24 protein-coding genes are annotated in these 25,187 nt (G+C 50.3%); 16 read left to right on the top strand and 8 right to left on the bottom strand.

The genetic code is table 11. From position 1 onward, the window contains the following. Nucleotides 1-238: 238 nt before the first annotated feature. On the top strand, nt 239-4,129 hold the full coding sequence (purL, locus tag AB3G37_RS19950) for a phosphoribosylformylglycinamidine synthase (protein WP_369788884.1): 3,891 nt from the start codon (nt 239-241) through the stop codon (nt 4,127-4,129). A gap of 20 nt (nt 4,130-4,149) precedes the next feature. Here the strand turns inward: purL and AB3G37_RS19945 are convergent, their stop codons facing one another. Beyond that, entirely contained in the window at nt 4,150-5,064 is a 915-nt protein-coding gene (locus AB3G37_RS19945) for a hypothetical protein (RefSeq protein ID WP_369788883.1), read from the bottom strand. A gap of 160 nt (nt 5,065-5,224) precedes the next feature. On the opposite strand from AB3G37_RS19945, the gene AB3G37_RS19940 reads away from it, so the two are divergent. From AB3G37_RS19940 to agp, 4 genes are all read left to right on the top strand, one after another. After that, complete coding sequence (locus tag AB3G37_RS19940) at nt 5,225-6,181, top strand: extracellular solute-binding protein (protein WP_369788882.1); 957 nt, start codon at nt 5,225-5,227, stop codon at nt 6,179-6,181. A gap of 31 nt (nt 6,182-6,212) precedes the next feature. Next, on the top strand, nt 6,213-6,980 hold the full coding sequence (locus tag AB3G37_RS19935) for a molybdenum ABC transporter permease (protein ID WP_009637022.1): 768 nt from the start codon (nt 6,213-6,215) through the stop codon (nt 6,978-6,980). Between the two features lie 268 nt (nt 6,981-7,248). After that, complete coding sequence (pagP, locus tag AB3G37_RS19930; protein WP_369788881.1) at nt 7,249-7,857, top strand: lipid IV(A) palmitoyltransferase PagP; 609 nt, start codon at nt 7,249-7,251, stop codon at nt 7,855-7,857. A gap of 140 nt (nt 7,858-7,997) precedes the next feature. Further along, nucleotides 7,998-9,305, top strand: a complete 1,308-nt coding sequence (gene agp, locus AB3G37_RS19925; protein ID WP_369788880.1) for a bifunctional glucose-1-phosphatase/inositol phosphatase — start codon at nt 7,998-8,000, stop codon at nt 9,303-9,305. Nucleotides 9,306-9,329: 24 nt separating this feature from the next. On the opposite strand, the gene AB3G37_RS19920 is transcribed toward agp, so the two are convergent. From AB3G37_RS19920 to AB3G37_RS19905, 4 genes are all read right to left on the bottom strand, one after another. Next, the gene (locus tag AB3G37_RS19920; protein ID WP_369788879.1) at nt 9,330-9,590 is read right to left on the bottom strand and encodes a hypothetical protein; all 261 of its coding nucleotides are present in this window, start codon (nt 9,588-9,590) and stop codon (nt 9,330-9,332) included. A gap of 27 nt (nt 9,591-9,617) precedes the next feature. Beyond that, nucleotides 9,618-10,457, bottom strand: a complete 840-nt coding sequence (gene sseA / locus AB3G37_RS19915) for a 3-mercaptopyruvate sulfurtransferase (protein WP_369788878.1) — start codon at nt 10,455-10,457, stop codon at nt 9,618-9,620. A 33-nt stretch (nt 10,458-10,490) separates the two neighbouring features. Next, a complete protein-coding gene (locus AB3G37_RS19910; protein ID WP_369788877.1) occupies nt 10,491-11,054 on the bottom strand; it encodes a GNAT family N-acetyltransferase in 564 nt (187 codons plus the stop codon). A 67-nt stretch (nt 11,055-11,121) separates the two neighbouring features. After that, nucleotides 11,122-11,949: a helix-turn-helix transcriptional regulator gene (locus tag AB3G37_RS19905; protein ID WP_369791001.1), complete on the bottom strand. Its 828-nt coding sequence runs from the start codon at nt 11,947-11,949 to the stop codon at nt 11,122-11,124. A gap of 123 nt (nt 11,950-12,072) precedes the next feature. On the opposite strand from AB3G37_RS19905, the gene AB3G37_RS19900 reads away from it, so the two are divergent. Beyond that, nucleotides 12,073-12,843 (top strand): class I SAM-dependent methyltransferase, encoded by a 771-nt coding sequence (locus AB3G37_RS19900; RefSeq protein WP_369788876.1) that lies wholly within the window; start codon nt 12,073-12,075, stop codon nt 12,841-12,843. 94 nt (nt 12,844-12,937) lie between these two features. Here AB3G37_RS19900 and AB3G37_RS19895 read toward each other — a convergent pair whose 3' ends face one another. Further along, nucleotides 12,938-13,861, bottom strand: coding sequence for a DUF808 domain-containing protein (locus AB3G37_RS19895; RefSeq protein ID WP_369788875.1), 924 nt, complete (start codon nt 13,859-13,861; stop codon nt 12,938-12,940). Nucleotides 13,862-14,233: 372 nt separating this feature from the next. On the opposite strand from AB3G37_RS19895, the gene AB3G37_RS19890 reads away from it, so the two are divergent. From AB3G37_RS19890 to ppnP, 9 genes are all read left to right on the top strand, one after another. Further along, entirely contained in the window at nt 14,234-14,509 is a 276-nt protein-coding gene (locus AB3G37_RS19890) for a DUF1471 domain-containing protein (RefSeq protein ID WP_009637031.1), read from the top strand. Between the two features lie 416 nt (nt 14,510-14,925). Further along, entirely contained in the window at nt 14,926-15,504 is a 579-nt protein-coding gene (locus tag AB3G37_RS19885) for a class I SAM-dependent methyltransferase (protein ID WP_369788874.1), read from the top strand. A gap of 122 nt (nt 15,505-15,626) precedes the next feature. Then, nucleotides 15,627-16,151 carry a shikimate kinase AroL gene (gene aroL / locus AB3G37_RS19880; RefSeq protein ID WP_369788873.1) on the top strand — a complete coding sequence of 175 codons (525 nt, stop codon included), beginning with the start codon at nt 15,627-15,629 and terminating at the stop codon, nt 16,149-16,151. Nucleotides 16,152-16,256: 105 nt separating this feature from the next. Next, complete coding sequence (locus AB3G37_RS19875) at nt 16,257-16,448, top strand: YaiA family protein (RefSeq protein ID WP_009637034.1); 192 nt, start codon at nt 16,257-16,259, stop codon at nt 16,446-16,448. A gap of 338 nt (nt 16,449-16,786) precedes the next feature. Beyond that, nucleotides 16,787-17,551 (top strand): IclR family transcriptional regulator, encoded by a 765-nt coding sequence (locus AB3G37_RS19870; protein WP_369788872.1) that lies wholly within the window; start codon nt 16,787-16,789, stop codon nt 17,549-17,551. 119 nt (nt 17,552-17,670) lie between these two features. Beyond that, nucleotides 17,671-19,266: an OPT/YSL family transporter gene (locus AB3G37_RS19865; RefSeq protein ID WP_369788871.1), complete on the top strand. Its 1,596-nt coding sequence runs from the start codon at nt 17,671-17,673 to the stop codon at nt 19,264-19,266. Nucleotides 19,267-19,403: 137 nt separating this feature from the next. Continuing rightward, complete coding sequence (locus AB3G37_RS19860) at nt 19,404-20,333, top strand: DUF1177 domain-containing protein (protein WP_009637037.1); 930 nt, start codon at nt 19,404-19,406, stop codon at nt 20,331-20,333. Between the two features lie 4 nt (nt 20,334-20,337). Further along, nucleotides 20,338-21,015, top strand: coding sequence for an AroM family protein (locus tag AB3G37_RS19855; RefSeq protein WP_369788870.1), 678 nt, complete (start codon nt 20,338-20,340; stop codon nt 21,013-21,015). Nucleotides 21,016-21,228: 213 nt separating this feature from the next. Beyond that, nucleotides 21,229-21,519, top strand: a complete 291-nt coding sequence (gene ppnP / locus AB3G37_RS19850) for a pyrimidine/purine nucleoside phosphorylase (protein ID WP_009637039.1) — start codon at nt 21,229-21,231, stop codon at nt 21,517-21,519. A 160-nt stretch (nt 21,520-21,679) separates the two neighbouring features. Here the strand turns inward: ppnP and rdgC are convergent, their stop codons facing one another. After that, nucleotides 21,680-22,594, bottom strand: coding sequence for a recombination-associated protein RdgC (gene rdgC / locus AB3G37_RS19845; protein WP_009637040.1), 915 nt, complete (start codon nt 22,592-22,594; stop codon nt 21,680-21,682). A 197-nt stretch (nt 22,595-22,791) separates the two neighbouring features. On the opposite strand from rdgC, the gene mak reads away from it, so the two are divergent. Further along, complete coding sequence (mak, locus tag AB3G37_RS19840; protein WP_369788869.1) at nt 22,792-23,712, top strand: fructokinase; 921 nt, start codon at nt 22,792-22,794, stop codon at nt 23,710-23,712. Between the two features lie 80 nt (nt 23,713-23,792). Here the strand turns inward: mak and eat are convergent, their stop codons facing one another. After that, the gene (eat, locus tag AB3G37_RS19835) at nt 23,793-25,157 is read right to left on the bottom strand and encodes an ethanolamine permease (protein WP_369788868.1); all 1,365 of its coding nucleotides are present in this window, start codon (nt 25,155-25,157) and stop codon (nt 23,793-23,795) included. Nucleotides 25,158-25,187: the final 30 nt, after the last annotated feature.

Raw genomic sequence — 25,187 nt, 5'->3', positions numbered from 1 at the left:
AGTGCTAAAAATGGGGGTAAGCCCCTGGTGCCGACGCATTTTGCTCAACAAATCGTCAGTCTGCAACTTTATTCCCAATAACCCATATAAACTGTAAGGTTAAAGGTATTATCAATATTCCCTGCGCAAACGGTTTCGTCGCGCTCGAGGATTCTCTATAATAGCCCGCGTTTTCCCCCCTGTTGCGCCCAATGAAGCACCTACGGTCAGTTGCTTCGAAGACGAGAGATATTTGATTATGGAAATACTGCGTGGTTCGCCCGCTTTGTCGGCTTTTCGCATTAACAAACTGCTTTCCCGTTTTCAGGAAGCACAGCTTCCAGTTAACGACGTCTACGCCGAATTCGTACATTTCGCCGATGTCAGCGCTCCTCTGACAACGGATGAACAAACCAAGTTGCAGCGCCTGCTCAAATATGGTCCTTCTCTCGCCGAACATGCTCCCGTTGGTCGACTGATTCTGGTTACTCCGCGTCCGGGTACAATATCCCCGTGGTCTTCAAAAGCCACCGACATTGCCCATAACTGCGGCCTGTCACAGGTTATTCGTCTCGAGCGCGGCCTGGCGTTTTACGTTCAGGCTCCACAACTGACCGAAGCCCAGTGGCAAACTCTTGGCGCGCTATTGCATGACCGCATGATGGAAACTGTCTTCACCGACCTTTGTGATGCGGAAAAACTGTTTGCCCAGCACCAGCCGGCACCGGTTCAGCACGTAGACCTGCTCGGTGAAGGCCGCGTGGCGCTGGAGCAGGCAAATATCAAATTAGGTCTGGCACTGGCAGAAGATGAAATTGACTATCTGGTCAACGCCTTCACCAATTTGGGCCGTAACCCGACAGACATCGAGCTGTACATGTTCGCGCAGGCCAACTCCGAACACTGCCGCCATAAAATCTTTAACGCCGACTGGGTTATCGATGGAGAAGTACAGCCAAAATCGCTGTTCAAAATGATCAAGAACACCTTTGAGCACACTCCTGACCACGTATTGTCTGCTTATAAAGACAACGCCGCGGTAATGGAAGGTTCGAAGGTTGGCCGTTTCTACGCCAATGCCGAGTCCGGGCTGTACAATTTCCACCAGGAAGATGCACATATCCTGATGAAGGTAGAAACCCACAACCACCCGACCGCAATCTCCCCATGGCCGGGCGCCGCGACAGGTTCAGGCGGTGAAATCCGTGATGAAGGCGCAACCGGTCGCGGAGCCAAGCCAAAAGCTGGCCTGGTCGGTTTCTCGGTTTCCAACCTGCGTATACCTGGGTTTGAACAGCCTTGGGAAGAGAACTTCGGCAAACCGGATCGTATCGTGACCGCGCTGGAAATAATGACCGACGGTCCTCTGGGTGGTGCAGCCTTTAACAACGAATTTGGTCGCCCGGCGCTTCTGGGTTACTTCCGTACCTATGAAGAGCAGGTCAACAGTCATAATGGACCAGAACTGCGCGGATACCATAAGCCAATAATGCTGGCGGGCGGAATTGGGAATATTCGTGCCGACCACGTGCAGAAGGGGGAAATCACCGTTGGCGCCAAACTGATCGTGCTTGGCGGACCGGCAATGAACATTGGCTTAGGCGGCGGCGCAGCTTCTTCCATGGCTTCTGGCCAGTCTGATGCCGACCTGGACTTCGCCTCCGTGCAGCGTGACAACCCGGAAATGGAACGTCGCTGTCAGGAAGTTATTGACCGCTGCTGGCAATTGGGCGAAGCCAACCCGATTCTGTTTATCCACGACGTGGGCGCGGGCGGTTTGTCCAACGCTATGCCAGAGCTGGTCAGCGATGGCGAACGCGGTGGCCGCTTCCAGCTGCGCGATATCCTTAACGACGAGCCGGGCATGAGCCCGCTGGAAGTCTGGTGTAACGAATCTCAGGAACGCTACGTGATGGCAGTTGCTCCGGCTCAGCTGGAGCAGTTCGATGCTATCTGTAAACGTGAGCGCGCACCTTATGCGGTGATCGGTGAAGCCACTGAAGAAATGCACCTTTCGCTGGAAGATAGTCACTTTGGCAACCAGCCGATTGACATGCCGCTTGACGTGCTGCTCGGCAAAACACCAAAAATGACCCGCGACGTGGAAACCTTGAAAGCGGTGGGTGACGAGCTTAACGGTGAAAATATTCAGATTGCCGAAGCGGTAAATCGCATTCTGCATCTGCCGGCGGTTGCCGAGAAAACCTTCCTGATCACCATTGGTGACCGCACCGTGACCGGCATGGTAGCTCGAGATCAAATGGTGGGTCCATGGCAGATCCCTGTTGCCGACTGTGCAGTCACCACTGCCAGCCTCGATAGCTATCACGGCGAAGCAATGTCACTGGGCGAACGTGCGCCGGTAGCCTTGCTGGACTTCGCTGCGTCTGGCCGTTTGGCCGTGGGCGAAGCGCTGACCAACATTGCGGCCACCGAAATTGGCAGCCTCAAGCGCGTGAAACTTTCTGCAAACTGGATGTCTGCAGCGGGCCACCCGGGCGAAGACGCAGGTTTGTATGCCGCGGTTAAAGCGGTTGGCGAAGAGCTGTGTCCGGCACTGGGCATTACTATTCCAGTGGGCAAAGACTCAATGTCGATGAAAACTCGCTGGCAGGAAGGCACTGAGCAGCGCGAAATGACCTCGCCATTGTCACTGGTAATTACCGCCTTTGCCCGTGTCGAAGATGTTCGCCACACTGTGACGCCTGAGCTGCGTACCGACAAGGGCGATAGCTCCTTGTTGCTGATTGACCTTGGTGTCGGCCACAACGCACTCGGTGCAACGGCGTTGGCACAGGTTTATCGCCAGTTGGGCAATACTCCGGCTGACGTGCGTAGCGCCGATCAACTGGCAGGTTTCTTCAACGCAATGCAGAAACTGGTTTCCGAACAGAAATTACTGGCTTACCACGACCGTTCAGACGGCGGCCTGCTGGTTACGCTGGCGGAAATGGCCTTTGCTGGTCACTGCGGCCTGACTGCTGATATTGCCTCTCTGGGTGATTCCGCGTTGGCAGCTCTGTTTAACGAAGAGCTGGGTGCGGTGATTCAGGTTCGTGACGAACAGCGCGCCGAGGTTGAGCAGATTCTGGCGCAGCACGGTCTGGGCGACTGTACACACTTCCTGGGCAGCGTAAATCAGGGCGATCGCTTCGTGATAACCTCTGGCGACAAGCCGGTTTACAGTGAAAGCCGCAGCACGCTGCGTACCTGGTGGGCGGAAACGACCTGGCAGATGCAGCGCCTGCGCGATAACCCTGAGTGTGCCGATCAGGAACATGAAGCCAAGAAAGACAACAGCGATCCGGGACTGAACGTCAAACTGACTTTCGCACCGGATGAAGACATTGCCGCGCCATACATCGCGACAGGTGCGCGTCCAAAAGTTGCCGTTCTGCGTGAGCAGGGCGTTAACTCTCACGTTGAAATGGCCGCTGCGTTCCACCGCGCCGGTTTCGATGCGGTAGACGTTCACATGAGCGACCTGATTGCAGGCCGTCGTGACCTGCAAGACTTCCACACGCTGGTAGCCTGTGGCGGCTTCTCCTACGGCGACGTGCTGGGTGCCGGCGAAGGCTGGGCGAAGTCAGTGCTGTTTAACGATCGCGTTCGTGACGAGTTCGAAGACTTCTTCCATCGTCCACAGACCTTGGCGCTGGGCGTGTGTAACGGCTGCCAGATGATGTCTAACCTGAAAGACATTATTCCAGGCACCGAGCATTGGCCGCGCTTCGTGCGCAACCTGTCCGACCGCTTTGAAGCGCGTTTCAGCCTGGTTGAAGTTACTGCAAGCCCGTCGCTGCTGTTGCAGGGGATGGCCGGTTCACGTATGCCAATCGCCGTATCGCACGGTGAAGGTTTTGTAGAAGTGCGTGATGCAGTGCATTTGTCTCAGCTAGAGCACGCGAATCTGGTCGCACTGCGCTTTGTGGATAACAACGGACGCGTGACCGAGAACTATCCGGCGAACCCTAACGGTTCACCGAACGGTATCACGGCGGTAACCAACCTCTCAGGCCGCGTCACCGTGATGATGCCGCATCCTGAGCGCGTATTCCGTAGCGTGAGCAACTCCTGGCATCCGGAAAACTGGGGCGAAGACAGCCCTTGGATGCGCATATTCCGCAACGCCCGTAAGCAGCTTGGCTAATTAATGCCCTCAGGCTGACTCTAAAAATCCACAGTACTTCGGTCTGTGGATTTTTTTTGCCAAATTTCCGTATTGGCCAACTCGATATGCTCGATTAGCATTTCGCGACAGGTGCCGATCAGGTTGCCGCGATGCATACTTACTCCGTCATAGGCAGTATCTGCCAACGCAGGAAAGGTCGGATATTTAATATCGCTATTAAACAGAGGTCGGCAATCGTTATTGAAGCGATTTTTTTTAAGAGTTGAACTGGCAATATTTTTCGCTTCTTTATCCAGCACTGAATCACACTCGTCCTGAAGTTGATAAATCTCGTCACGCGTTTTTTGCACTACCGCCAGTTTGCCGTCAATAATGTTGCGAACCTGCTCGGCGTCGTCAGCAATAGGCAGATTATTTTCCAGCGTCCGAAGTTCGAAATTTAGATGACCCTCGCGAAAGCCCAGATTGTCCAAATTCTCATTAAGTTGCCTGTTTGTTTCTTCACAGAACTTCAGGCAGCTGGTGGGAGAAATCTCGGCGAGTTTGATTGACAGTTTATTCTCGGCGGCGCTATTTATCTCGGCCATATGGCTGCAGGTTTCGCTCTCAAATATTTGAGGTTTGATAATTTCGTCCAGTGAATACAGGTCGTTAATGACTTTTTTTAGGCATTCGCGTTGACCCTGATATTTTATTTTATTTGGCGAAATACCTCGTCTGGATTTATTCCCGTCATATTCTTGATGATTTAAAAATGAAAAATCATGGGACTCAAGCAGCTCGCTGATTTTGTTCTCCAGATGAATGACATTATCCATCGAAGATGGAACAAGCGCATTATTCTTGATTGCACTGAGGTGTTTGGTCGCAGAAAAAACGGGTGCGGTCAATACAGATGAAATTGCAGGCAATACGAAGATGCATCTTATAGCGTTTTCAAAAGATATTTGCATGATAATCCTCGCTTTAATTGATTCGGCTATTAAAATTTAGAGCGAGTAAAATATTCCCCATGGTAAAAATTTAATATCAATTATCGCTCAAAAATGTTGCTTGATTTCTGTCATACCAAACCCTATCGTTATGCATCAACCTACATAACGGTGGCTAATCGTGCGTGAATTCTCGAAAAAAAAATCCAATAAGAAATTAAAGAATCTCGGTTCCGGGCTGTTATTAGCCTCACTCATTCTGGGTAGCGCATCGGCTGTTGCGGCGGATAATATTAACGTCACTTATGCCGGTTCGATGGGCGTGGTGATGGATAAATATCTGGGGCCTACCTTCGCCAAACAGCATAACCTTAATTACCAGGGCCAAGGTCAAGGGGCTTACGGAATGGCGAATCTGCTGGCTTCAAAAAAAGTGGTCGCTGACGTATTTGTTTCTATTACACCCGGCCCGATTGAGGTCTTGAAGAAGGCTGGTTTGGTCGATACTTCGATGCCGGTTGCCAGCACGCGCATGGTGATCGCCTATAACCCAAAAGGGAAATTTGCGCAGCAGTTCGAGGCTATTAAAGATAACAAAGCCGGGGCTGCACCTTGGTGGAAAGTGCTGCAAACGCCGGGCCTGCATTTTGGTCGCACCGACCCGGCGACCGATCCGCAGGGTCAAAATATTATTTTCACCATGATGCTGGCCGAAAAGTACTATCATCAGCCGGGCTTGACCAAAAAAGTGCTGGGCGAGACGACCAATCCTCAGCAAGTTTTGGCTGAAGGGGGCTTGCTGACGCGTCTTGAGGCAGGGCAGGTCGATGCTGCTTCGGGCTACGAAAGTGCCACCCGTTCCGCTAAACTGCCTTATATCGTGTTGCCGGATGAAATTAACCTCAGTAACCCGGACATGTCGGCGCAGTGGTACGATACGGTAAGCTTCACCATCAAAGACAGCGCGGGCAAAGATAAAACACTGCATACTCAACCGCTGGTGTTCTATGCTGCGGTGTTGAAAAATGCCCCTAACCCTGCGGCCGCGAAAGAGTTTATCTCGTTTATGAAGAGCGCCGAAGGGCAGAAAATATTCCGGGAAAATGGCTACGACAAACCCAAGGGCCATGATTACTAAGCAAAACAGCCTAAACATAAGGTAACGCCGGATGATCAGTCTGTGGCTGGCCATTCCGGCCCTTGCCCTATTAGCTATTCCATTTATCACGCTTATTTCCATTACACCATGGCGAGGTTTCCATCTCGCCTATGGTGACTGGCATTCGGTCAGCATTTCATTGGGGCTGAGTGCGGTTTCCATCCCGATTATCATCATTTTGGGCATTCCGCTGGCCTTGTGGATGGCGCGTAGCCAGAGCCGCTGGCGTTCGTGGGTTGAGGTTGCCGTCATGGTGCCTCTGCTCACTCCGCCACTGGCGATGGGCATCTTGCTGGTCTCAGTTTATGGACCTTATGGCAGTGTTGGCGAGGGGCTTTCCCGTATTGGTGTGTCGCTGACCAATAACGCGGGCGCTTTTGTGTTGGCGCAGGTCTATGGGGCATTGCCGTATTTTGTGATGTCGGCCCGCGCTGCGTTTGAAGGCGTCCCGGCAGATGTTGAAGAAGCCGGCAAAACGCTGGGTGCCTCGCGCTGGAATATTCTGACTAAACTCACATTGCCTATTGCTGGCAGAGGGTTAGCCACCGGATTGGCGATCGCCTGGGTCAGAGTGATCGGCGAATTTGGTATTGTGATGGTGTTCTGCTATTTCCCACAGGGCATCCCGGTAAAACTGTTTATCAACCTACAGAATGACGGCGTTAACTCTGTATACACACTCATGTGGATATTACTGATCACTACCTTGCCTTTCCCGCTGTGGTGTTTTTCTCGCATGGGTAATCGCCGTAAGGGGAATATGACTCTGGCCGAATAAATTAATGTGAAATAATATTAATTAATAAGATTCCTATTCTCGGCTTCATTAGGGTTGATTTTTTTAAATGTTAAGCGACCTGTATTTTTAAGGCATTTCACCTTAATTTATTATTAATTTCCTTAATTACCTCCCCATTAAAGTCTTCCATATCAATTACTTATTTAAAAGGTTTTCTTTATTAAGCCGACGTTTAATATTTCATAACGAAAGTTGCGTTATTATTGCTCATCGAAATTATTTTACTAAATATAAAGAAGACTGTTTTATGCGTAACTTTAGAAAAACACCTCTGGCTCTGATTATTGGGCTTTGCCTGCTCGCATCTCCGGTATTGGCAGAAAATTCCCTACCCGGTGTCACATCCGAGAACTCTATTGAACAACCCTCCGGATTCAGCGGCTGGTGGTCATCATGGAAAAATGATGTCTCCACTACCTGGAGTGCGCCGCAACGGCACGACCTGTATTTGCCAGTCATTACCTGGCATAACCGATTGACCTACGATCGTGCTCATACAGACAACTATAATGAGCGGCCGTGGGGCGCAGGCTACGGTATTTCTCGCTACGACGAGAAAGGCGACTGGCATGGCCTTTATATTATGGCGTTTAAAGACTCTTTCAATAAATGGGAGCCGATTGGCGGTTACGGTTATGAGAAAATCTGGCGACCGTTACAGGATCAGGGATTTAAATTAGGTCTGGGATATACAGCTGCGGTTACCGCGAGGAATAATTATAATTATATTCCGATACCGCTGGTGCTGCCGCTTGCCTCAATCGGCTATGAGCGTTTGACCTTACAGGCGACCTATATTCCGGGAACCTATAATAACGGCAACGTGTTCTTTGCGTGGCTACGATTCGATTTTTGATCATGTCTTCTGTTAATACAGCGCTGTGAGCTAGATCCCTCTCTGCCACAGCCTGATCCCTTATGCTTGATTTTCCTTGTTTTACTTAGCTTTAACCCGTTATAAACATGAGAAGTCATTTATAACATCAGGAGAATCATGTGAAAAGATCGACCCGTCTTGCACTTTTAACTACCCTGGCATGCGTAATCTCATCCACTCTGCCTGTGATGGCGGCAGAAAACAATCTCGAGCTGGAACAGGTACTTATCTTCAGCCGTCATAGCATTCGTGCTCCTTTGGCCAATTATAATAATGCGCTGGGTAACGCGACCACGCACACTTGGCCGGTGTGGAGCACTGAAGGTGGCCTGCTAACGCCGAAGGGCGGTAAGGTCGAAGAGCACGTGGGTCAGTATTATCGTCTGTGGCTTGCGCAGAACAAACTGTTGCCAGCCAAAGGATGTCCACAGGCGGGTGAAGTCTTTACCTATGCCAACAGCCTGCCGCGGACCATCGATACCGCGAAGCATTTCCTGGTCGGGGCGTTTCCCGGCTGTGAACTTCCGGTGGTTAATCGCGTCGAGGTCGGCAAGATGGACCCCGTGTTTAACCCGATTGTTACCGCTGAAGTTACTGATCAATTTAACCAGGCAGCGATCGATGCAACCAATAAGTCTGCCGGTGAAGGTGGGCTAGATGGGATGAATAAGCGCCTGAAAGCCAATTACGCGCTGATTGAAAAGATCCTCGATTATAAAAACGGGAAAACCTGCCAGCAGGATAAAGTCTGCGATTTGGCCTCTCAGCCTTCAAAACTGGTGCTCAGTCAGGGTAAAGAGCCAGGTATTTCTGGTCCGCTAGGTTTAGGTAGCGGCGTCAGTGATGCCTTCATGCTGCAATACTATGAAGGCTTGCCAGAGAAGGACGTTGCCTGGGGGCAGGTTAAAACCCCAGAGCAATGGCGTCAGGTAGAAGAATTCAAGAATGCCGCGCAGAAAGCCCTGTTTAGCTCGCCGCAAGTGGGAAGAAACACTTCTGCCACCACGCTGCAATTTATCTCTGGCGTGCTGGATAAGTCGCAGGCGAAAACTGCCGATCAGCAGGCTGGGCAGAAAGCTCGTGTGACTCTGATGGTTGGACACGATTCAAATATTGCAGCCTTTGTCTCGGCGCTGAAGATTAAGGATTTCACTCTGCCGGGCCAGTATGAGCGCACGCCAATCGCCGGAGCAGTGGTTTTCCAGCGTTGGCATGACAAGAAAACGGATAAAGATCTGATTAAGATCGAGTATGTTTATCCAACGGCGAAACAAATTCGCAACAACAGCACGTATAGCTTAAAGCAGCCGCTGCACAGAACTGTTTTACAATCTGCAGGCTGTCCTATTGATAATAAAGGTTTTTGTTCATTTGACACCTTTAATCAATTGTTGCAGGAAACTTTAAAAAACCAAGTTGTTAACTAATAAATCATAAGAGGTCTTATTTTATTACATTTTAATAACAATCTTATGGGCAATTAGATCTACACTGGTTCCAGTGATACCCCAGAAGAAATAAAGAAAGACTCTCTCTGATAGACCAGTTTGTTCTGCCCGTACCTCTGTGCGGGCTTTTTTTTGCCTGTCGATCAGGCCATGCTCTGCGCCTTTATTACCCCAGATAACAATATCCTGCGAGCCTTTACCGCTTAAATCTTCATCTGAAACTGCAGCAGTTTCATCACGGTGGGCAGCAAGCGCGAAAGTCATCACAGCCGTTGCGGAAAGGCTGACCGATTACTGAGTTTCGATCGGGTAATCTTCGTTAATATCACCCCATTCAGCCCAGGAACCGTCATAAATCAGCACATCTTCGAACCCAATAAGATGCAGGCCGAACAGCAGTGCGGCGGCGGTAACGCCAGAACCACAGCTGGCAATGGTCGGCTCGGCGATATTCACACCCAGACGATCGAAAGTTTCTTTTAGCGCCTGAGGCGATTTAATCTGGCCATCCTGCGTCAGTTCGGTAAACGGCACCGATAGGCTGCCAGGAATATGGCCGCCGTGCAGGCCCGGACGCGGTTCAGGCTGCTCGCCTTTAAATCGGCCCAGCGAACGCGCATCGATAATCTGCGTTTTGCCCAACGACTGTTTAACCTGCGCCGCAGTGACGATAACTTCACGCTCAAGTTTCGCGTGGAAAGAGGCTGGTTCGAGGGTGTTTATGCCACTTTCAGTGATTTTCTGTTCTTTTACCCAGGCGTTTAGGCCGCCGTCGAGAACTCGCACGTTAGTTGCGCCAAAGCGGGTCAGCATCCACCAGACACGTGGTGCGCTGAACAAGTCACCTTCGTCATACAAAATAATCGTGCTGTCATTGCTGATACCGCGCTCACTCATTGATAGGGTGAATGCTTCGGCGCTTGGCATCATATGCGGCAAGCCGGTGCTGCAATCCGAAATATCATCGACCTCGACGTAAATTGCTCCAGGAATGTGTGCTTCCTGATATTTACCATAAAAATCAATGGGAGGTGTGATGCCAGGTTTTGATTTACGGCAGTCGATAACGATAAGACCAGGCTCGTCGAGATGAGAAGCCAGCCAGTCGGTTGAAACGATAGATGAACTCATTAGTTCCTGATCCTGTGATAAAAGGGTTTAGGGTTAGACCAACTTTTGCGGCAAATCGCCGGGTATCAGCGAGTAAACCCAGGCATCCTCGGGCGTTCCCTGATAGTAAAGGCGATTGCGGTGACAGCCCTCGTCAAAGGCACCGGATTTTTCAGCAACTCGACGGCTGCGCTGATTTTTGGCCAACGCCACGATTTCCAATCGCGTCAGGCCCAGCTCTTGAAAAGCAAAGCGAGAAATAGCCTGCACGGCGGTCACCGCCAACGAACGGCCAGTAAAATCGCTGCGTATCCAGTAGCCTATATTGGCAGTTTTATACTCTTGAACGATACGGTTTAGCGCTATAGAGCCAATTATTTTGCCGCTGGCAACGTCAAACAGACAGAAGCGGTATTCCAGTCCACGCTGACGTTTAACATAAGATTCAATCAGATAGGTGCGGCTGTCTTCGAGACTATAGCCCGTATCGCACCAACTCTCCCAAGCGGAGATTTCCTTGACTGATGCCTGAATCGCCTCGAAATGCAGAGGCGCTTCAAGCTCGGTAGGAACGCGAATTTCAATATGCTCATCCCGAAAGATCAGACGGCTTGTCATATTATTATCTCCTGATGATCGATTCCCGCAGGGTAAGAATTAGACTCACATATTCAAGCAGATAAAGTCAATCGGGCATCGGTAAGCCAATACTCTTTTCTAAATCAAACGGTTGTTCCACCAGTATTACCAATTTTAATTCATTATTTCCGGCTGGGAAAAACGTTTGCTGGCGATAGCGTACCGCGCCTTTTATCGGATGCATAAAACGCCGTTCGCCGCCTTCACGCGACAGCACTTCCTGCTGCGCCCACCATTGATTAAATACGCTGCTTTCATCTCGCAAACTCAATACCAGCTGGCGGATGTCCTCTGAATGGGCAAAATGGCTGGTTTCGGCGCGGAACTCAGCGACAATGCGCTTGGCTCGCGCATCCCAGTTTACCAGCAGCGTGCGAGCAAGTGGATGCAAAAACATAAAACGTAGCAAGTTAGGCTGCGGATCCTGTTCCAGCCAGCCGTGGAACAGTTGCTCGGTCTGGATATTCCACGCCAGCATATTCCAGCAGCTATCCAGCAGGTAGCCCGGGCAGCCAAGCTGGTGAACACACTGTGCCAGATATTCGTCGGGATTCACGCCTGTCGCCCGGGCCTGAGGATCCTTAATCCCCGCCAGACTAAACAAATACTCCTGTTCTGCCGGTTGCAAACGCAGCGCTTGTGCCAGACGGCCCAGAGTGGCGGCAGAGATAGACACTTCGCGTCCTTGCTCGATCCAGGTATACCAAGTGGTGCTGATACCACTAATCTGCGCCAGCTCCTCGCGGCGTAACCCGCTGGTGCGTCGGCGCGGTGACTTTGGCAGCCCCACCATCTCCGGAGTGGTTCTTTCGCGATGCGCGCGTAAAAATGCGCCCAACGCCTTGGGGCCAGTTAACGGGTCAATCGTTGACATCATTACACTCGCTAATTTATCAGGGGGGTAACTCATACCAGTATAAATGGTCATATTGTACCCGTATATAACGCGGTATAAAGTTAAATTCTGTTGCCCACACGTAGAGAAAGGAAATTTGAAATGGAAAATAAAAACAGCCATGCAGAAAGTGTCAGTCAGCAATTTAGCCCGAATGCCAGTAACTATTTAACCAGCGCGGTACATGCGCAGGGGCCAGACCTGATTAAGCTGGAGGCGATACTGGCATCTTATCCGCAGGCAGTGGTGGTTGATTTGGGATGTGGTGCAGGGCATGCCAGTTTTAGCGCGGCGAAAGCGGTGAAGAAAGTAGTGGCGTATGATTTATCCGCCGAGATGCTGGCAGTCGTTAAGCAGGCTGCCGTCGATAAGCAATTAAATAATATCGAAGTAAAGCAAGGCTATGCCGAATCGTTGCCATTTGAAGATGAAAGTGCAGATATCGTGATTAGTCGCTATTCCGCTCACCATTGGCACGATGTCGGCCAGGCGCTGCGTGAAGTTCGCCGCATTTTAAAGCCCGGCGGTAAGGTAATAATGATGGACATCGCCTCGCCGGGTCATCCGATTCTGGATGTCCATTTACAGACCATCGAGAAATTGCGTGATACCTCTCACGTCAGAAATTATTCTACCGGTGAATGGCTGCAAAAATTTAATGACGCAGGATTACGAATTGAAGCCCTGAGCAGCGGCAAATTACAGCTGGAATTTAGTAGCTGGGTTGCCAGGCTGAAAACGCCTGAGCATTTTGTGATAGCCATTCGTGAATTGCAAAAAGTGTCTTCCGAAGAGGTAATAGAATATTTTTCCATTCTCGCCGATGGGACTTTCCAGGCCGATACAGTCTTTATAGAGGCAAAGAAAATCTGATAGTGGAAGATTCTGCTATTAGCGGGTTCTCAGACCGATGAAGATAAATGAAAAACGGGTCGTACTTAGACCCGTTTTAGTTATTTAACTGATGTTATTTCTTGAAAAGTTTGCTGCCCAGTGCAACGACTGCCAGCACAATCGCGCCAACCAGCATACCGACCACTAAATCGGTTGCACCGGTTATCAGCGAATTCACCCAGCCCTGATGTCCTGCTGTCAGGCTTTCAAGCAGGCTATGCATGAATGGCAGCCCGTGACTGATAATGCTGCCGCCGACCAGGAACATGGCGAAAGTCCCGACGACAGAGAGTGTTTTCATCAGCAGTGGCGCGGCGTTGACAATCCCGCCGCCGAATGCGCGTACCGCACGCATAAATCCGCTTTCACCATTGAGTTTGCTCAGATAAAGCCCGGCATCGTCGATTTTTACAATGCCAGCAACCAGCCCATAAACCCCCAGCGTCATGACGACGGCAATGGCGACCATCACCATGACCTGATCAATAAACGGCGCGGATGAAACTGTGCCCAGCGAAATTACGATAATTTCGGCCGAGAGGATAAAGTCGGTGCGCACGGCGCCTTTAACCTTTTCCTTTTCAAGTTTGGCAACGTCTTCCGGTGATTTGGTGGCGGCATTTTTTTTAGCTTTCTCTTGTTGTTCCGCAGCCTTGTCGTGAGGCATTAATTTATGCGCCACTTTTTCAAAACCTTCATAACAAAGATAGGCACCGCCGACCATCAACAGGGGAGTGATGGCCCATGGCGCAAAGGCGCTGATTAAAAGAGCTAAAGGTACCAGGATAGCTTTGTTGAGTAATGAGCCTTTCGCAACGGCCCAGACGATGGGTAACTCGCGGTCGGCCTTGACCCCCGATACCTGCTGGGCGTTAAGTGCCAGGTCGTCTCCCAGCACGCTGGCCGTTTTTTTGGCTGCTACCTTACTCATTGCCGCGACGTCGTCGAGAATAGAGGCAATGTCATCGATAAGTGCTAACAGGCTGGTTCCGGCCATAAAGTTCCCTTTGGTTAAAGAATTTGGTTATCTGTTTATTGTTGTAAAAGAATCATAACAGCGTTTGCTATAGGGAGTCGATTTGTGCGAATCTGAACGCGCAAGTCAACTGTATAGTTTCTTCATTTTCTCATTCTGCACCATTAAAGCGCCTTTTTATTACATTCTAACCAGCTGTTTCAATTTATGTAATGTTTGTTAATCTTTTCTCCTCATTTTCATCATAAATCTTAATTATCTTTACTCTCAATTACGCCGGCTTTCGATTAATGATCGATAATTAATACATGTGAACGTGAATGCACGTTCTGAAAATTAAGCATCATCGAAAATTTTATCGATAGAATAAATTCAAAAAATAAGGCGCATATCATGAAACTATTACCTCTGTTTGCAGCAGCATTGATTAGTACCGCTTCTTTTTCGGCATTAGCCGCCAGTGAAATTAGCGCAGCTCAGGTACAAACTCATAATTATCAATCATTGGGCGTTGTAGACGTTCGTCAGGACAATACTTCTGACTTCAATCTTAAAGCCGCAGTGAATGAAAAAGCCAATCAGGAAGGGGCCACACACTATCGTGTAATCGGTGTGAGTACTCCGGGTGACTCAAGCCTGGCGCGTGCCAGCGTTGAGCTTTACCGTTAATCAAGGCTTTTAAAAATACACCGTCGAGTGTGGGGATACCCTCAAATAGAAGTTGCGCCAGCGGCTTCTGTCCTCTGTGTCTCACTCGACGGTTCCCTACCGCCTAAACGTTCTGAAAATTTTCCAGATTATTAATCAAAACTCCGCTATATTTCCTTCATCTTGCCAAAATTCCAAGATTGATATTCTGTATTGCCCATTTTGTGGAAATTTCCAGCCTGAATTGGCGATAACAATTATTTAAGATTGGCTTCTCACTTCTACATTATTCCGGAATTTTCTTGTAATACAGGAATTAAGACGTTTCTTATTTGAATAAAATAATTAAAGTTTTTTTTAAAATAAACAGTACAAATAATTATTCCTTAAGAATTTTTCGGTGTGATAGTGGTCTACTTCTCCAGGGGGTTATAAACATGCTGAATGCTACAAGACTAACTATCAATGCAACGAGATTAACTATCAAAAATCAATTTTCCTACTTGCAGAAATTTATCTCTTCACCCCGCACATTCGGGACGCTCGCGCCATCATCGCCTTGGTTGTGTCAGGCTATGGTAAATCAGCTCGACTGGAGCAAGACCCTAAAGATTGCAGAATTCGGTGCGGCAGACGGCGTGCTGACCAAACGTATTCTCGATAAAATGCGCGCAGATGCGCAATTGCAGGCCTTTGAAATACAACCGAGTTTCATTCATCAGCTGAATAGAATCGACGATCGCCGTTTGCAGGTATTGGGTTATTCCGCTGAGCATCTTGAGGGGGAGTTTGACGCCATCTTCTGCTGCCTGCCTTTACTGTCTATTCCAACGCGAATTAGCATGAAAATTTTGCAGCGTGCGCAACAGCGGCTTAAAGAGAAAGACGGTACGCTGATCCTTTTCCAGTACAGCCGCCTTTCTGAAAAGATGCTGTCCCGTTATTTTACCTGGAAAAAAATTCGTGTAGTTAAAAACTTTCCACCTGCTTTGGTCTATGTATGTAAGTCTTTATAATTAAAGGAGTAAGTGGTGTAATTTTTTCTTTACATCATGTTTACAGGGATTGCCAATTTATTTTTTATCGGTATGATGCCCAGCAGGTTAAAAGATGTCCCAGGCACATAAGGATAGCGGTGATGACGCAACCCATTTTCATGATCGGCGCACGCGGCGCAGGTAAAACCACAGTCGGCAGGGCTCTCGCTCAGGCGTTGGGCTATAATTTTGTCGATACGGATATTTATTTGCTGCAAACTTCGCAACTGAGCGTTGCGGAGATCGTTGCTCGTGAAGGTTGGTCAGGCTTTCGTCGTCGTGAAACGCAGGCGCTGCAAAATATCAGCGCGCCGCATACCGTGGTTGCCACTGGCGGCGGTGTGATCCTTGCCGAGGAAAATCGTCTGTTTATGCGCGAAAAAGGCCAGGTTATTTACCTGCGTTCGCCGGCCAGCACTCTGGCGCATCGCCTTGAAGACTCTCCTCAAGAAGATCAGCGACCAACATTGACCGGCAAACCAATTAACGAAGAAATTTCTCAGGTTTTGCACGAGCGCGAAGCATTTTATCAGTCCGCTGCGCACTTTGTTCTTGACGGTACGCATCAACCTTCAGTGGTTGTTGATGACATTCTGGATGCGCTGGCGCTGCAAATCGCTCGTTAAGTTTCGCTTTATCCCGCCTTTTAGGAGGCTTCCTAGCCTCCTGCTCCCGTAATAATCCCCTGTTGTCTATACTTAAATACACGTGATTCATTACAGGAGTTCCCTATGCCGTCAAAACCACCGTATCCACGCACTGCTGAAATCATCGCAGTCGAGAAAGGTCTGCCAGGTCAGACTGAAACCTGGTATGAGCTTCGCGCCGACCATCCAAAGCCCGATACGCTAATTAGCGAGCATAAAACCAAACAAGAGGCTGAGGATTCAAAACGCCGTTATGAAGACGACAGTATCAGTTAGGTTTACAGCACTGCCGAGCCTTTCCCCGGCAGTGCTTTCTCTTTCCTGTCAATAAATCTCTCATTGCTAACTTTTTGCTTTCTGAATGAAAGCCATTAACCAGCGAAACGTTTCTCTGAAATACAGAGTAACCATCTGCCCAGACTTGGCTTGAAAACATTTTCCACTAATTTTAGGTGATTCCTTAAGCAAAATTTCCTCCAAAGCCGTGGTGTTAAATATCATCCACTGGTTTCATTGACCTGTTAAAAAATAAACAACTTGACGATAAAACGTATCAGCATTAGTTTTTAAGTTATCTTAACCAGGAACTGAGTTCCTAATAATGGAACTAGTCTGTGACAACATTAGAAAATGCTTCCGCAGTGCTTAAGCTTTTTGCGCAAAAGGGGATCAGACAGGGTCATCCCGGTCTTTCCTTCAGCGATGTTGTCGAGCAGTTGGGCCTGCCGAAAAGTACCGTGTCACGGCTGTTGATGACTATGGAGACTCAGGGGCTGCTGGAAAGAGATCCGGAAACGCGACTTTACAAGATTGGGCGATTATTGCTTGCGGTAAGCAGCCATTATCTCTCAACGCCGCTGGTCGATGCCTGCTCGCCTTATATGGTGCAGTTAAGCAAACAGACCCAGTGCACCGGCTATATTTCGTTGCTGGAAGGCCAAGACATTATGGTCATGCGTATGTTCCCGGGGCGCACTTATTTACAAGTAGTGACGCCAGCCGGAAGCCTGTTACCAGCAGCTGAAACGGCAATTGGTCGTGCAATATTAGCGCGAGAGACTGATCAGCAGATTATCGAGCGCTATCAGGCTGGCTATCAGGTTAATTCCCCAAATTCGCCGCAAACGCTGGATGAGTTACTGACCTGGTTGGCCGAAGTTCGCGAAACCGGCTGGTCATCGGCTAATAATGAAACTTTGCAGGGGATCAGTACGCTGGCCACCAGTATTGCCAACAAGCATCGCAGTGAAACGGTAGGACTGTGTTTGTCCTTCCCATCACCTTACGAGGGCGATGCTGTGCCTGCTGGAATACGCGAAGGAATAATGACTGTCACCCGACAGATTGCAGAAAAACTCGGTGATGAATATTGGCAATAGACCAATAACGGACCGATTAAAACAATAATAATAGTTTATAAAAAAGCGCAGATACTTAAAGTAATCTTCGCGCCAACACTAGGGAATCATTGCATTTTTCGCCAACATCAGGGGATTTTATGACAGGCAATACCGGCAGTGAGAATAAGGTGACAGACGGAAGTTATAATCCGTTAAAAGAAATCGGCACGCTGGCAGTAATGGTTCTACTTTCTATTCTGGGTGCGATTATTGGCGTCCAGCTTATTACCACTCTCGGCGTTACCCCCAATACTTCCATAATTGGTGCGCTGTTTGCCATGCTGTTGGCGCGCATCCCGTTAAAAGCTTTTCAGCGTTATCGCTCTATTCATACCCAGAATCTCGCACAAACCGTGATCTCTTCGGCCACTTTTGGCGCGGCTAACAGTTTGCTGATGCCAATCGCTATCCCGTACGTGATGGGGCAGCCGCAGCTGATTTTGCCGATGTTCTTCGGCGTTTCGGTCGCTATGCTGCTTGATGCCTACCTGCTATATCGCATGTTTGATACCAAAGTGTTTCCGGCGAGCAATGCCTGGCCACCGGGCGTGGCAGCGGCAGAGGCCATCAAAGCTGGTGACAAAGGCGGGCGTCAGGCGTGGTTGTTAGTGGTCGGTGTGGTTATCGGCCTTGGCGGCGCGATGCTAAAAATTCCGATGGCTGCCTTTGGTACCGCGTTTATCGGCAATATCTGGGCGCTGGGTATGTTCGGAATCGGCCTGTTGATTCGAGCCTACGCGCAACCGATTGCTGGTGTTGATATCAATGCATTGTACATTCCACACGGCATGATGGTCGGTGCAGGATTGGTGTCATTATTTCAGGTGATTCAAGTCATTCGCAGCACCCGTGCCGATGCCAAAACCACCTTTACCCAATCTGGAACTGAAGTGCGTAAGGCTCTGGGTCTTGGCGCTATTGGCTATATCGCGATTGCTGCCCTGCTGGCGTTGGCGGGGGGTATTTATACCGAAATGTCGGTGACAATGCTGGTGTGCTTTATTTTCTACGCTGCCTTTGCGGCTTTCTTCCACGAGCTAATTGTCGGCATTGCGGCAATGCACTCAGGCTGGTTCCCGGCCTTCGCCGTGGCATTGATTACCCTGATTATCGGCATCCTCATCGGCTTCCCGCCGGTCGCGCTGTGTATTTTGACCGGCTTTACCGCCGCGACCGGCCCGGCATTTGCCGATATGGGCTTTGACCTTAAAGCCGGATTTATTCTACGCGGCTATGGCAAAGACTTGCAGGCTGAATTGGCCGGACGCCGTATCCAGCTGTTTGCCGCGTTAATCGCTTTCATTATTGCCATCCCAGTGGTTTGGTTTGCCCACATCGGTTATTTCGCTCAGGATTTAGTGCCGCCGGTCGCGCGTGTTTACGCCAAAACCATTCAGGCAGGAGCACAGCCGGGCATTGCCCACAGTCTGCTGATTTGGGCGATTCCAGGTGCCATTATCCAGCTGATTGGCGGACCCAAACGCCAGCTCGGCGTTCTCTTGGCTACGGGCTTGCTTATCAACAGCGTGATGGCGGGTTATGCCGTGGTGCTGGGGATTGTGCTACGCATCTTGATTATCCGTATCTGGGGCGAAAAAGGCCGCACGCCAATGGAAATTCTGGCCGCGGGATTTATCGCCGGAGATGCGTTGTACAGCTTCTTCAGTTCGATTTTTACCACCAAAACCAAATAGATACTCAGAATATTGCGTCAACACCAGGGCTCATCAGAGCCACATAAATAAGACGGCTTTCTAAGAAAGTCGATAATACGCGGTTGTTTCGATGTTGCGCCTTGGGCGTCAGCCGCGCCGATTTAGAGGAAAATGACATGAGTTTGCTCCAGACCCTTACGGTTTTTGAATTGATCGATAACGCCCACGTCACTGGTCAGGACGTTGTGAACCTGTTTGCCGATTACCCAGGGATCACCGCCAGCACTCATCGTGTAACGGGTACAAAAGGCGCGACCGATTTCGTTCATATCACCATTCCGGGCAGCGCCGGTAAAAGTCAGGGCGGCAATGCGCCAACGCTAGGAATTATCGGCCGTCTTGGCGGGATTGGCGCACGTCCAACCCGTATTGGCGTAGTGTCGGATGCTGACGGCGCAATTGCGGCGATTAGTAGCGCGCTCAAGCTGGCAGAGATGCAGCGTAAAGGTGACATATTGGCAGGCGATGTGATAGTCACAACGCACATCTGCCCAAATGCCCCGACCCGTCCGCACGATCCGGTAGACTTTATGGACTCGCCGATTGACGACGTGACCATGAATGACAATGAAGTTGTTGCGGGTGTAGATGCAATTCTGTCGATCGATACCACCAAAGGCAACCGCATCATCAACCATAAAGGCTATGCGCTTTCTCCAACGGTGAAAGAGGGCTATATCCTGCGCGTATCTGAAGACTTGCTGCGCATTATGGAAATGACCAGCGGCCGTCCGGCAGTGACCTTCCCGATCACCACTCAGGACATCACGCCTTATGGCAACGGGGTTCATCACCTCAACAGTATTTTGCAGCCTTCGACCGCGACCACCGTGCCAGTTGTTGGCGTGGCAATTACCGCCGAGTCAGTCGTGCCAGGCTGCGGCACCGGCGCAAGTCATGAAACGGACATTGCTTTAACGGTTAAATTTGCCGTTGAAGTTGCCAAAGAGTTTGGGCGCGGCACCTGCCATTTCTACGATGCCGAAGAATATCAACTGCTGTTGTCGCTATATGGAAGTTTGCGCCACCTGCAAAGTCGAGACTAAAACCATGCTCAAATCCTTCGCTACGCTGACCATCGGGCAGGCACCGCGCACTGACATTATGCCGCTGCTCGATAAATATCTTCCTCGCGACAAAGTGACGCACACAGGGTTGCTGGATGGCTTGACTCGCGAGCAGATCGAGCAACGTTTTGCTCCCGAGCCGGGAGAGGACGTGCTGGTATCGCGCTTGCTTGATGGAACTCAGGTTCGGCTGGCGTCGTCTCGCGTCGAGAAAGCCTTACAGCTGAAGATCGACTGGTTGGAGAGTGAAGGGTGCGAGACGATTTTGCTGCTGTGCACCGGTGAATTTCATCATCTCAAGGCTGACAAGGCGATACTGCTGGAACCGGATCGAATTATCCCACCGTTAATCAATGGGATAGTCGGAACACATCTGGTTGGCATAGTCGTGCCTGTTGCTGAGCAGATTGAGCATCAGGCGGGAAAATGGCTGAAGTTGGCCAAAAAGCCGTGCTACGCCACGGCTAGCCCGTATCAGGCCAATGAACAAACACTGATCGAAGCCGCTTTATCTTTGAAAGAGCAGGGCGCTCAGGTGGTATTGCTCGACTGCATTGGCTATCACCGCCGTCATGCAGACATTATTCAGCAACATATTGATGTTCCAGTGTTGATCTCAAATTCGCTGGTGGTGAAGCTGGCAGCCGAATTATTGAAGTAGCCACAATCTTACTGGCTAACCCTGGCAAAATTATTTAACAGTTAATGGACCAGAATCGCACCTGCGCCACCTAAAATCAATCGGTCAGTACGCGCTTTGCGGGCTGTATCGACAGACGCTCATCCCGCAATAAAAATCAGTGACAGAAGCTTGCCTCTACCCATAATATGGGGCTTCTGTATTTTGAATATTTATCGCGAAGGACCAATCTTTATGTTGAAAAATAATGAGTATTTCGAAGGCAAAGTTAAGTCGATTGGTTTCGACAGCGACAGTCTTGGTGCGCTGAGCGTGGGCGTGATGGTTAAGGGTGAATACACCTTTGGTACCGGAAAACCGGAAGAAATGACTGTGGTAAGCGGTTCGTTGACCGTGCTTCTGCCAGGTTCAGACGGTTGGCAAACCTTCACGGCGGGGGAGACTTTCTACGTGCCGGGAAACAGCGAATTTAATCTGCAAGTGCCAGAAACCAGCTCCTATCTGTGCAAGTACTTGTCCAAGTAAATCTTGCGGTTGAGTTGCAGGTGTTGCGTGCAGGATTTAGCTTCGCGCAACACCTAAACTCCTAATCGGCATGAGAGCAATAAGGTGAAAGCCTTTGCTATCACCTCATCAGCCGCTGTTCATGATTCTTGCTGCATTCGATCCTTGCTGCAATCTTGCCTTAACGCTGGGCTTCGCCACCCAAAGCTTCGATCAGGTTGCTTATCAATGCCGCCAATTCGCCGGTCATCAGGATAAAGTCTGCATCGAAACGCGCCGCAAAGTCTTCACGGTCGATATCTTCATTCTGCTCGCGGATTGTATCGGCAAATTTCAAACGCTTGATACTGCCATCATCGGCCAGAACGACTTGAATACGCTCCTGCCAGTCAACCGCCAGCTTGGTGACCAGTTTGCCATTCTCGATGTGATTGGCAATTTCGTCGCTGACCAGTGCTTGCTTCTTGCAGCGGATCACGCCGCCTTCTTCCAGAATCGCCTTTAGCTCTGCTTCATCCTGCAGCGCAAAACCGGCTGGCGGTTCGCCGGAGCGCACCCATTCGGTCAGCGTCAGTTCGATCGGGCTTTCCATAGTCAGTGGTACCACCGGCAGTGAACCCAGGCTTTTACGCAGCAGCGCCAGCATGTCTTCGGCTTTTTTCGCACTACCGGCATCAACCATGATCAGGCCGTTAACCGTGTCGATCCACATAAATGTCTGGCTAAAGCGGCTAAAGGCGCGTGGCATCAGAGTGTGCAGCACTTCGTCTTTTAGCGAATCTTTTTCGGTCTTCTTCAGCTTGCGATGCTGTTCGCCTTCAATCTGATCGATTTTGGCATTCAATTCTTGCTTGACGACTGAGGAAGGCAGGATTTTTGCTTCAGTGCGCGCACAAATCAGGATCTGGCCGCCACTGCTGTGGGTCAGCGCATCGCCGCCCTGAGAACCCATTGGCGATACCCAGCCAGTTTTTGCCATATCCTGGCTGCCGCAAGGGGTAAAGGTGAACAAGCTCAGCTGTTTTTCCATCTCGTCAGCAGACAGTGAGATTTCACGGCTTAAGCGGTAAACCAGTAAATTTTTAAACCATAACATGATGTTATCCCTGTCTCGTCACGCTCGCGGCGTGCAAATAAATGGTAAGCAGGGCGGCATGATAACCAATTGAGCGGCATCAGTCCCTAAGAAAAATGCGCTTGTGCATACGGAGCCTTTTCGGAGCAGTGAACACTCTAACGGGTGAATATTGTTATAGACTTAAGAAATAAAAATAACCGGCAATGGAGAGACCCGTGCGTATTGGAATTGATCTTGGTGGCACTAAAATTGAAGTGATCGCTCTATCAGAAGAAGGCCATGAGTTGTTTCGCAAGCGCGTTGACACGCCGCGTAACGATTACCAAAAAACATTGAAGGCGATTGAAGGACTGATCCACGATGCCGAAAAAGAAACCGGTCATCGCGGCAGCGTGGGGCTGGGCATTCCAGGCACGCTTTCCCCTTTCACCGGTAAAGTTAAAAATGCCAACTCGGTGTGGTTGAACGGCCAGAAGCTCGACGAAGATCTGGCGCTGCTGCTGGGGCGCGAGGTGCGAATCGCCAATGACGCCAATTGTCTTGCGGTATCAGAAGCTACTGATGGCGCAGGCGCAGGCAAAAAAACCGTGTTTGCAGTGATTATCGGCACCGGATGCGGCTCGGGTATTGCGCTGCACGGCGAAGCGCATGCTGGCGGTAACGGCATTGCCGGCGAGTGGGGGCATAATCCGCTGCCGTGGCAGGACGAAGATGAAATTCGCTTTCAGCAGGAAGTGCCTTGTTACTGCGGCAAATCGGGATGCGTCGAGACCTTTGTTTCGGGAACCGGTTTTACCGAAGACTATTTCCGCCTGTCAGGTCAAAGGCTTAAAGGCAATGAGATCATGGGCTTAGTCGATCAGGACGATCCGATCGCCGAGTTGGCGCTGGGTCGCTATGAACGCAGGCTGGCGAAGGCACTGGCGGTGGTGATCAACACGCTGGATCCTGATGCAATCGTGCTTGGCGGCGGGATGAGTAACGTCGATCGTCTGTATAATACGCTGCCATTAATGATCAGGCAGTGGGTGTTTGGCGGTGAGTGTGAAACGCCGATCCTCAAGGCAAAACACGGTGACTCAAGCGGCGTGCGCGGTGCTGCCTGGCTATGGCCAGCGGACCGTTTCTCGCTGTAATGTCTCAACGTTATTTATGACGTGTCATGTCAACGAAAAAGGCCTGCATCGATAGCAGGCCTTTTTGTTCACAGTAAAAGTTACTCGCCTGACAGCATCGCGTCTGGCGCTGCCGCATTACGTTGTGCCTTGGTGGCACCAAAGTAAATGTAGGCAACCAGCATAAACACCACGAAAATACCGGCAATTTCCAGATTGAACCACACCATGGCAATCAGGCACACCACGGCCAGTACTAGCGCAATCCCCGGCACAATCGGATAGCCCGGCGCGCGGAAGCTGCGTGCCAAATCCGGTGCAGAGCGACGCAGTTTGAACAGGCTAAGCATGCTCATGATATACATCACAATTGCGCCAAATACCGCCATAGTAATCATCGCTGCGGTCAGAGACATGCCCTGCAGGTTAACGACTCCGTCACTGAAAATCGCCGCAATGCCGATCACGCCGCCGAGAATAATGGCGCCATGTGGCGTCTGAAAGCGTGACAGTTTTGCCAGCCCAGATGGAAGATAACCAGCACGAGCCAGTGCAAAAAACTGACGCGAGTAGCCGATAATAATGCCGTGGAAGCTGGCGACCAGGCCGAACAGACCAATCCACACCAGCATGTGCATCCAGCCAGAATGCTCGCCGACCACCATCTTCATTGCCTGTGGCAGCGGATCGTTGATGTTCGACAGCTTGCTCCAGTCACCCGCACCACCGGCCATGATCATCACGCCGATCGCCAAAACGACCAATGTCAGGATCCCGCTGACATAAGCTTTAGGAATGGTGCGTTTCGGATCTTTGGCTTCCTCGGCGGCCATTGCTGCGCCTTCAATTGCCAGGAAGAACCAGATGGCAAACGGAATGGCGGCAAAAATCCCCGATACCGCAGGCAGACCAAAATGCTCACCGCCGGACCAGCCATTGAGCACGAAATTGCTGAAACTGAAGCCAGGCGCGACGACGCCCATAAATACCAGCAATTCCAGTACCGCCAGGACAGTGACCACCAACTCAAACATCGCCGCCAGTTTTACGCCCAAAATATTCAGCGCCATAAACACGACGTAAGCGCCAAGCGCTGCAACTTTTGGATTAAGGTGTGGGAACTGCACATTGAGATAGGCACCAATCGCCAGCGCAATTGCCGGTGGCGCAAAGACAAACTCAATCAGCGTCGCCATACCGGCAATCAGGCCACCGGTCTCACCAAAGGCGCGACGACTGTAGGCAAAGGGTCCACCTGCGTGCGGGATCGCGGTGGTCAGCTCGGTAAAGCTGAAGATAAAGCAGGTATACATGGTAGCAACTAGCAGTGTGGTCACTAAAAAGCCCAGTGTACCGGCTACGCCCCAGCCATAACTCCAGCCAAAGTATTCGCCGGAGATAACCAGCCCGACGGCAATGGCCCACAGGTGTAGCGTACCGAGCGTTGGTTTAAGCTGTGTTGACATGTTGCTCTCCTGAAGATTAATGAACAGCAC

The sequence above is a fragment of the Rouxiella sp. WC2420 genome, from assembly GCF_041200025.1.
Taxonomy (GTDB): domain Bacteria; phylum Pseudomonadota; class Gammaproteobacteria; order Enterobacterales; family Enterobacteriaceae; genus Rouxiella.
Note: the sequence above shows the minus strand (reverse complement) of the source record. Positions and strands in the feature narration are given on the sequence as shown.

Excerpts from the sequence above, each read along its gene's own strand:
- purL (WP_369788884.1), top strand. The coding sequence starts at position 239 with ATGGAAATACTGCGTGGTTCGCCCGCTTTGTCGGCTTTTCGCATTAAC.
- AB3G37_RS19945 (WP_369788883.1), bottom strand. The coding sequence starts at position 5,064 with ATGCAAATATCTTTTGAAAACGCTATAAGATGCATCTTCGTATTGCCT.
- AB3G37_RS19935 (WP_009637022.1), top strand. The coding sequence starts at position 6,213 with ATGATCAGTCTGTGGCTGGCCATTCCGGCCCTTGCCCTATTAGCTATT.
- pagP (WP_369788881.1), top strand. The coding sequence starts at position 7,249 with ATGCGTAACTTTAGAAAAACACCTCTGGCTCTGATTATTGGGCTTTGC.
- AB3G37_RS19920 (WP_369788879.1), bottom strand. The coding sequence starts at position 9,590 with ATGACTTTCGCGCTTGCTGCCCACCGTGATGAAACTGCTGCAGTTTCA.
- sseA (WP_369788878.1), bottom strand. The coding sequence starts at position 10,457 with ATGAGTTCATCTATCGTTTCAACCGACTGGCTGGCTTCTCATCTCGAC.
- AB3G37_RS19910 (WP_369788877.1), bottom strand. The coding sequence starts at position 11,054 with ATGACAAGCCGTCTGATCTTTCGGGATGAGCATATTGAAATTCGCGTT.
- AB3G37_RS19905 (WP_369791001.1), bottom strand. The coding sequence starts at position 11,949 with ATGTCAACGATTGACCCGTTAACTGGCCCCAAGGCGTTGGGCGCATTT.
- AB3G37_RS19900 (WP_369788876.1), top strand. The coding sequence starts at position 12,073 with ATGGAAAATAAAAACAGCCATGCAGAAAGTGTCAGTCAGCAATTTAGC.
- AB3G37_RS19895 (WP_369788875.1), bottom strand. The coding sequence starts at position 13,861 with ATGGCCGGAACCAGCCTGTTAGCACTTATCGATGACATTGCCTCTATT.
- AB3G37_RS19890 (WP_009637031.1), top strand. The coding sequence starts at position 14,234 with ATGAAACTATTACCTCTGTTTGCAGCAGCATTGATTAGTACCGCTTCT.
- AB3G37_RS19885 (WP_369788874.1), top strand. The coding sequence starts at position 14,926 with ATGCTGAATGCTACAAGACTAACTATCAATGCAACGAGATTAACTATC.
- aroL (WP_369788873.1), top strand. The coding sequence starts at position 15,627 with ATGACGCAACCCATTTTCATGATCGGCGCACGCGGCGCAGGTAAAACC.
- AB3G37_RS19875 (WP_009637034.1), top strand. The coding sequence starts at position 16,257 with ATGCCGTCAAAACCACCGTATCCACGCACTGCTGAAATCATCGCAGTC.
- AB3G37_RS19865 (WP_369788871.1), top strand. The coding sequence starts at position 17,671 with ATGACAGGCAATACCGGCAGTGAGAATAAGGTGACAGACGGAAGTTAT.
- AB3G37_RS19860 (WP_009637037.1), top strand. The coding sequence starts at position 19,404 with ATGAGTTTGCTCCAGACCCTTACGGTTTTTGAATTGATCGATAACGCC.
- AB3G37_RS19855 (WP_369788870.1), top strand. The coding sequence starts at position 20,338 with ATGCTCAAATCCTTCGCTACGCTGACCATCGGGCAGGCACCGCGCACT.
- ppnP (WP_009637039.1), top strand. The coding sequence starts at position 21,229 with ATGTTGAAAAATAATGAGTATTTCGAAGGCAAAGTTAAGTCGATTGGT.
- rdgC (WP_009637040.1), bottom strand. The coding sequence starts at position 22,594 with ATGTTATGGTTTAAAAATTTACTGGTTTACCGCTTAAGCCGTGAAATC.
- eat (WP_369788868.1), bottom strand. The coding sequence starts at position 25,157 with ATGTCAACACAGCTTAAACCAACGCTCGGTACGCTACACCTGTGGGCC.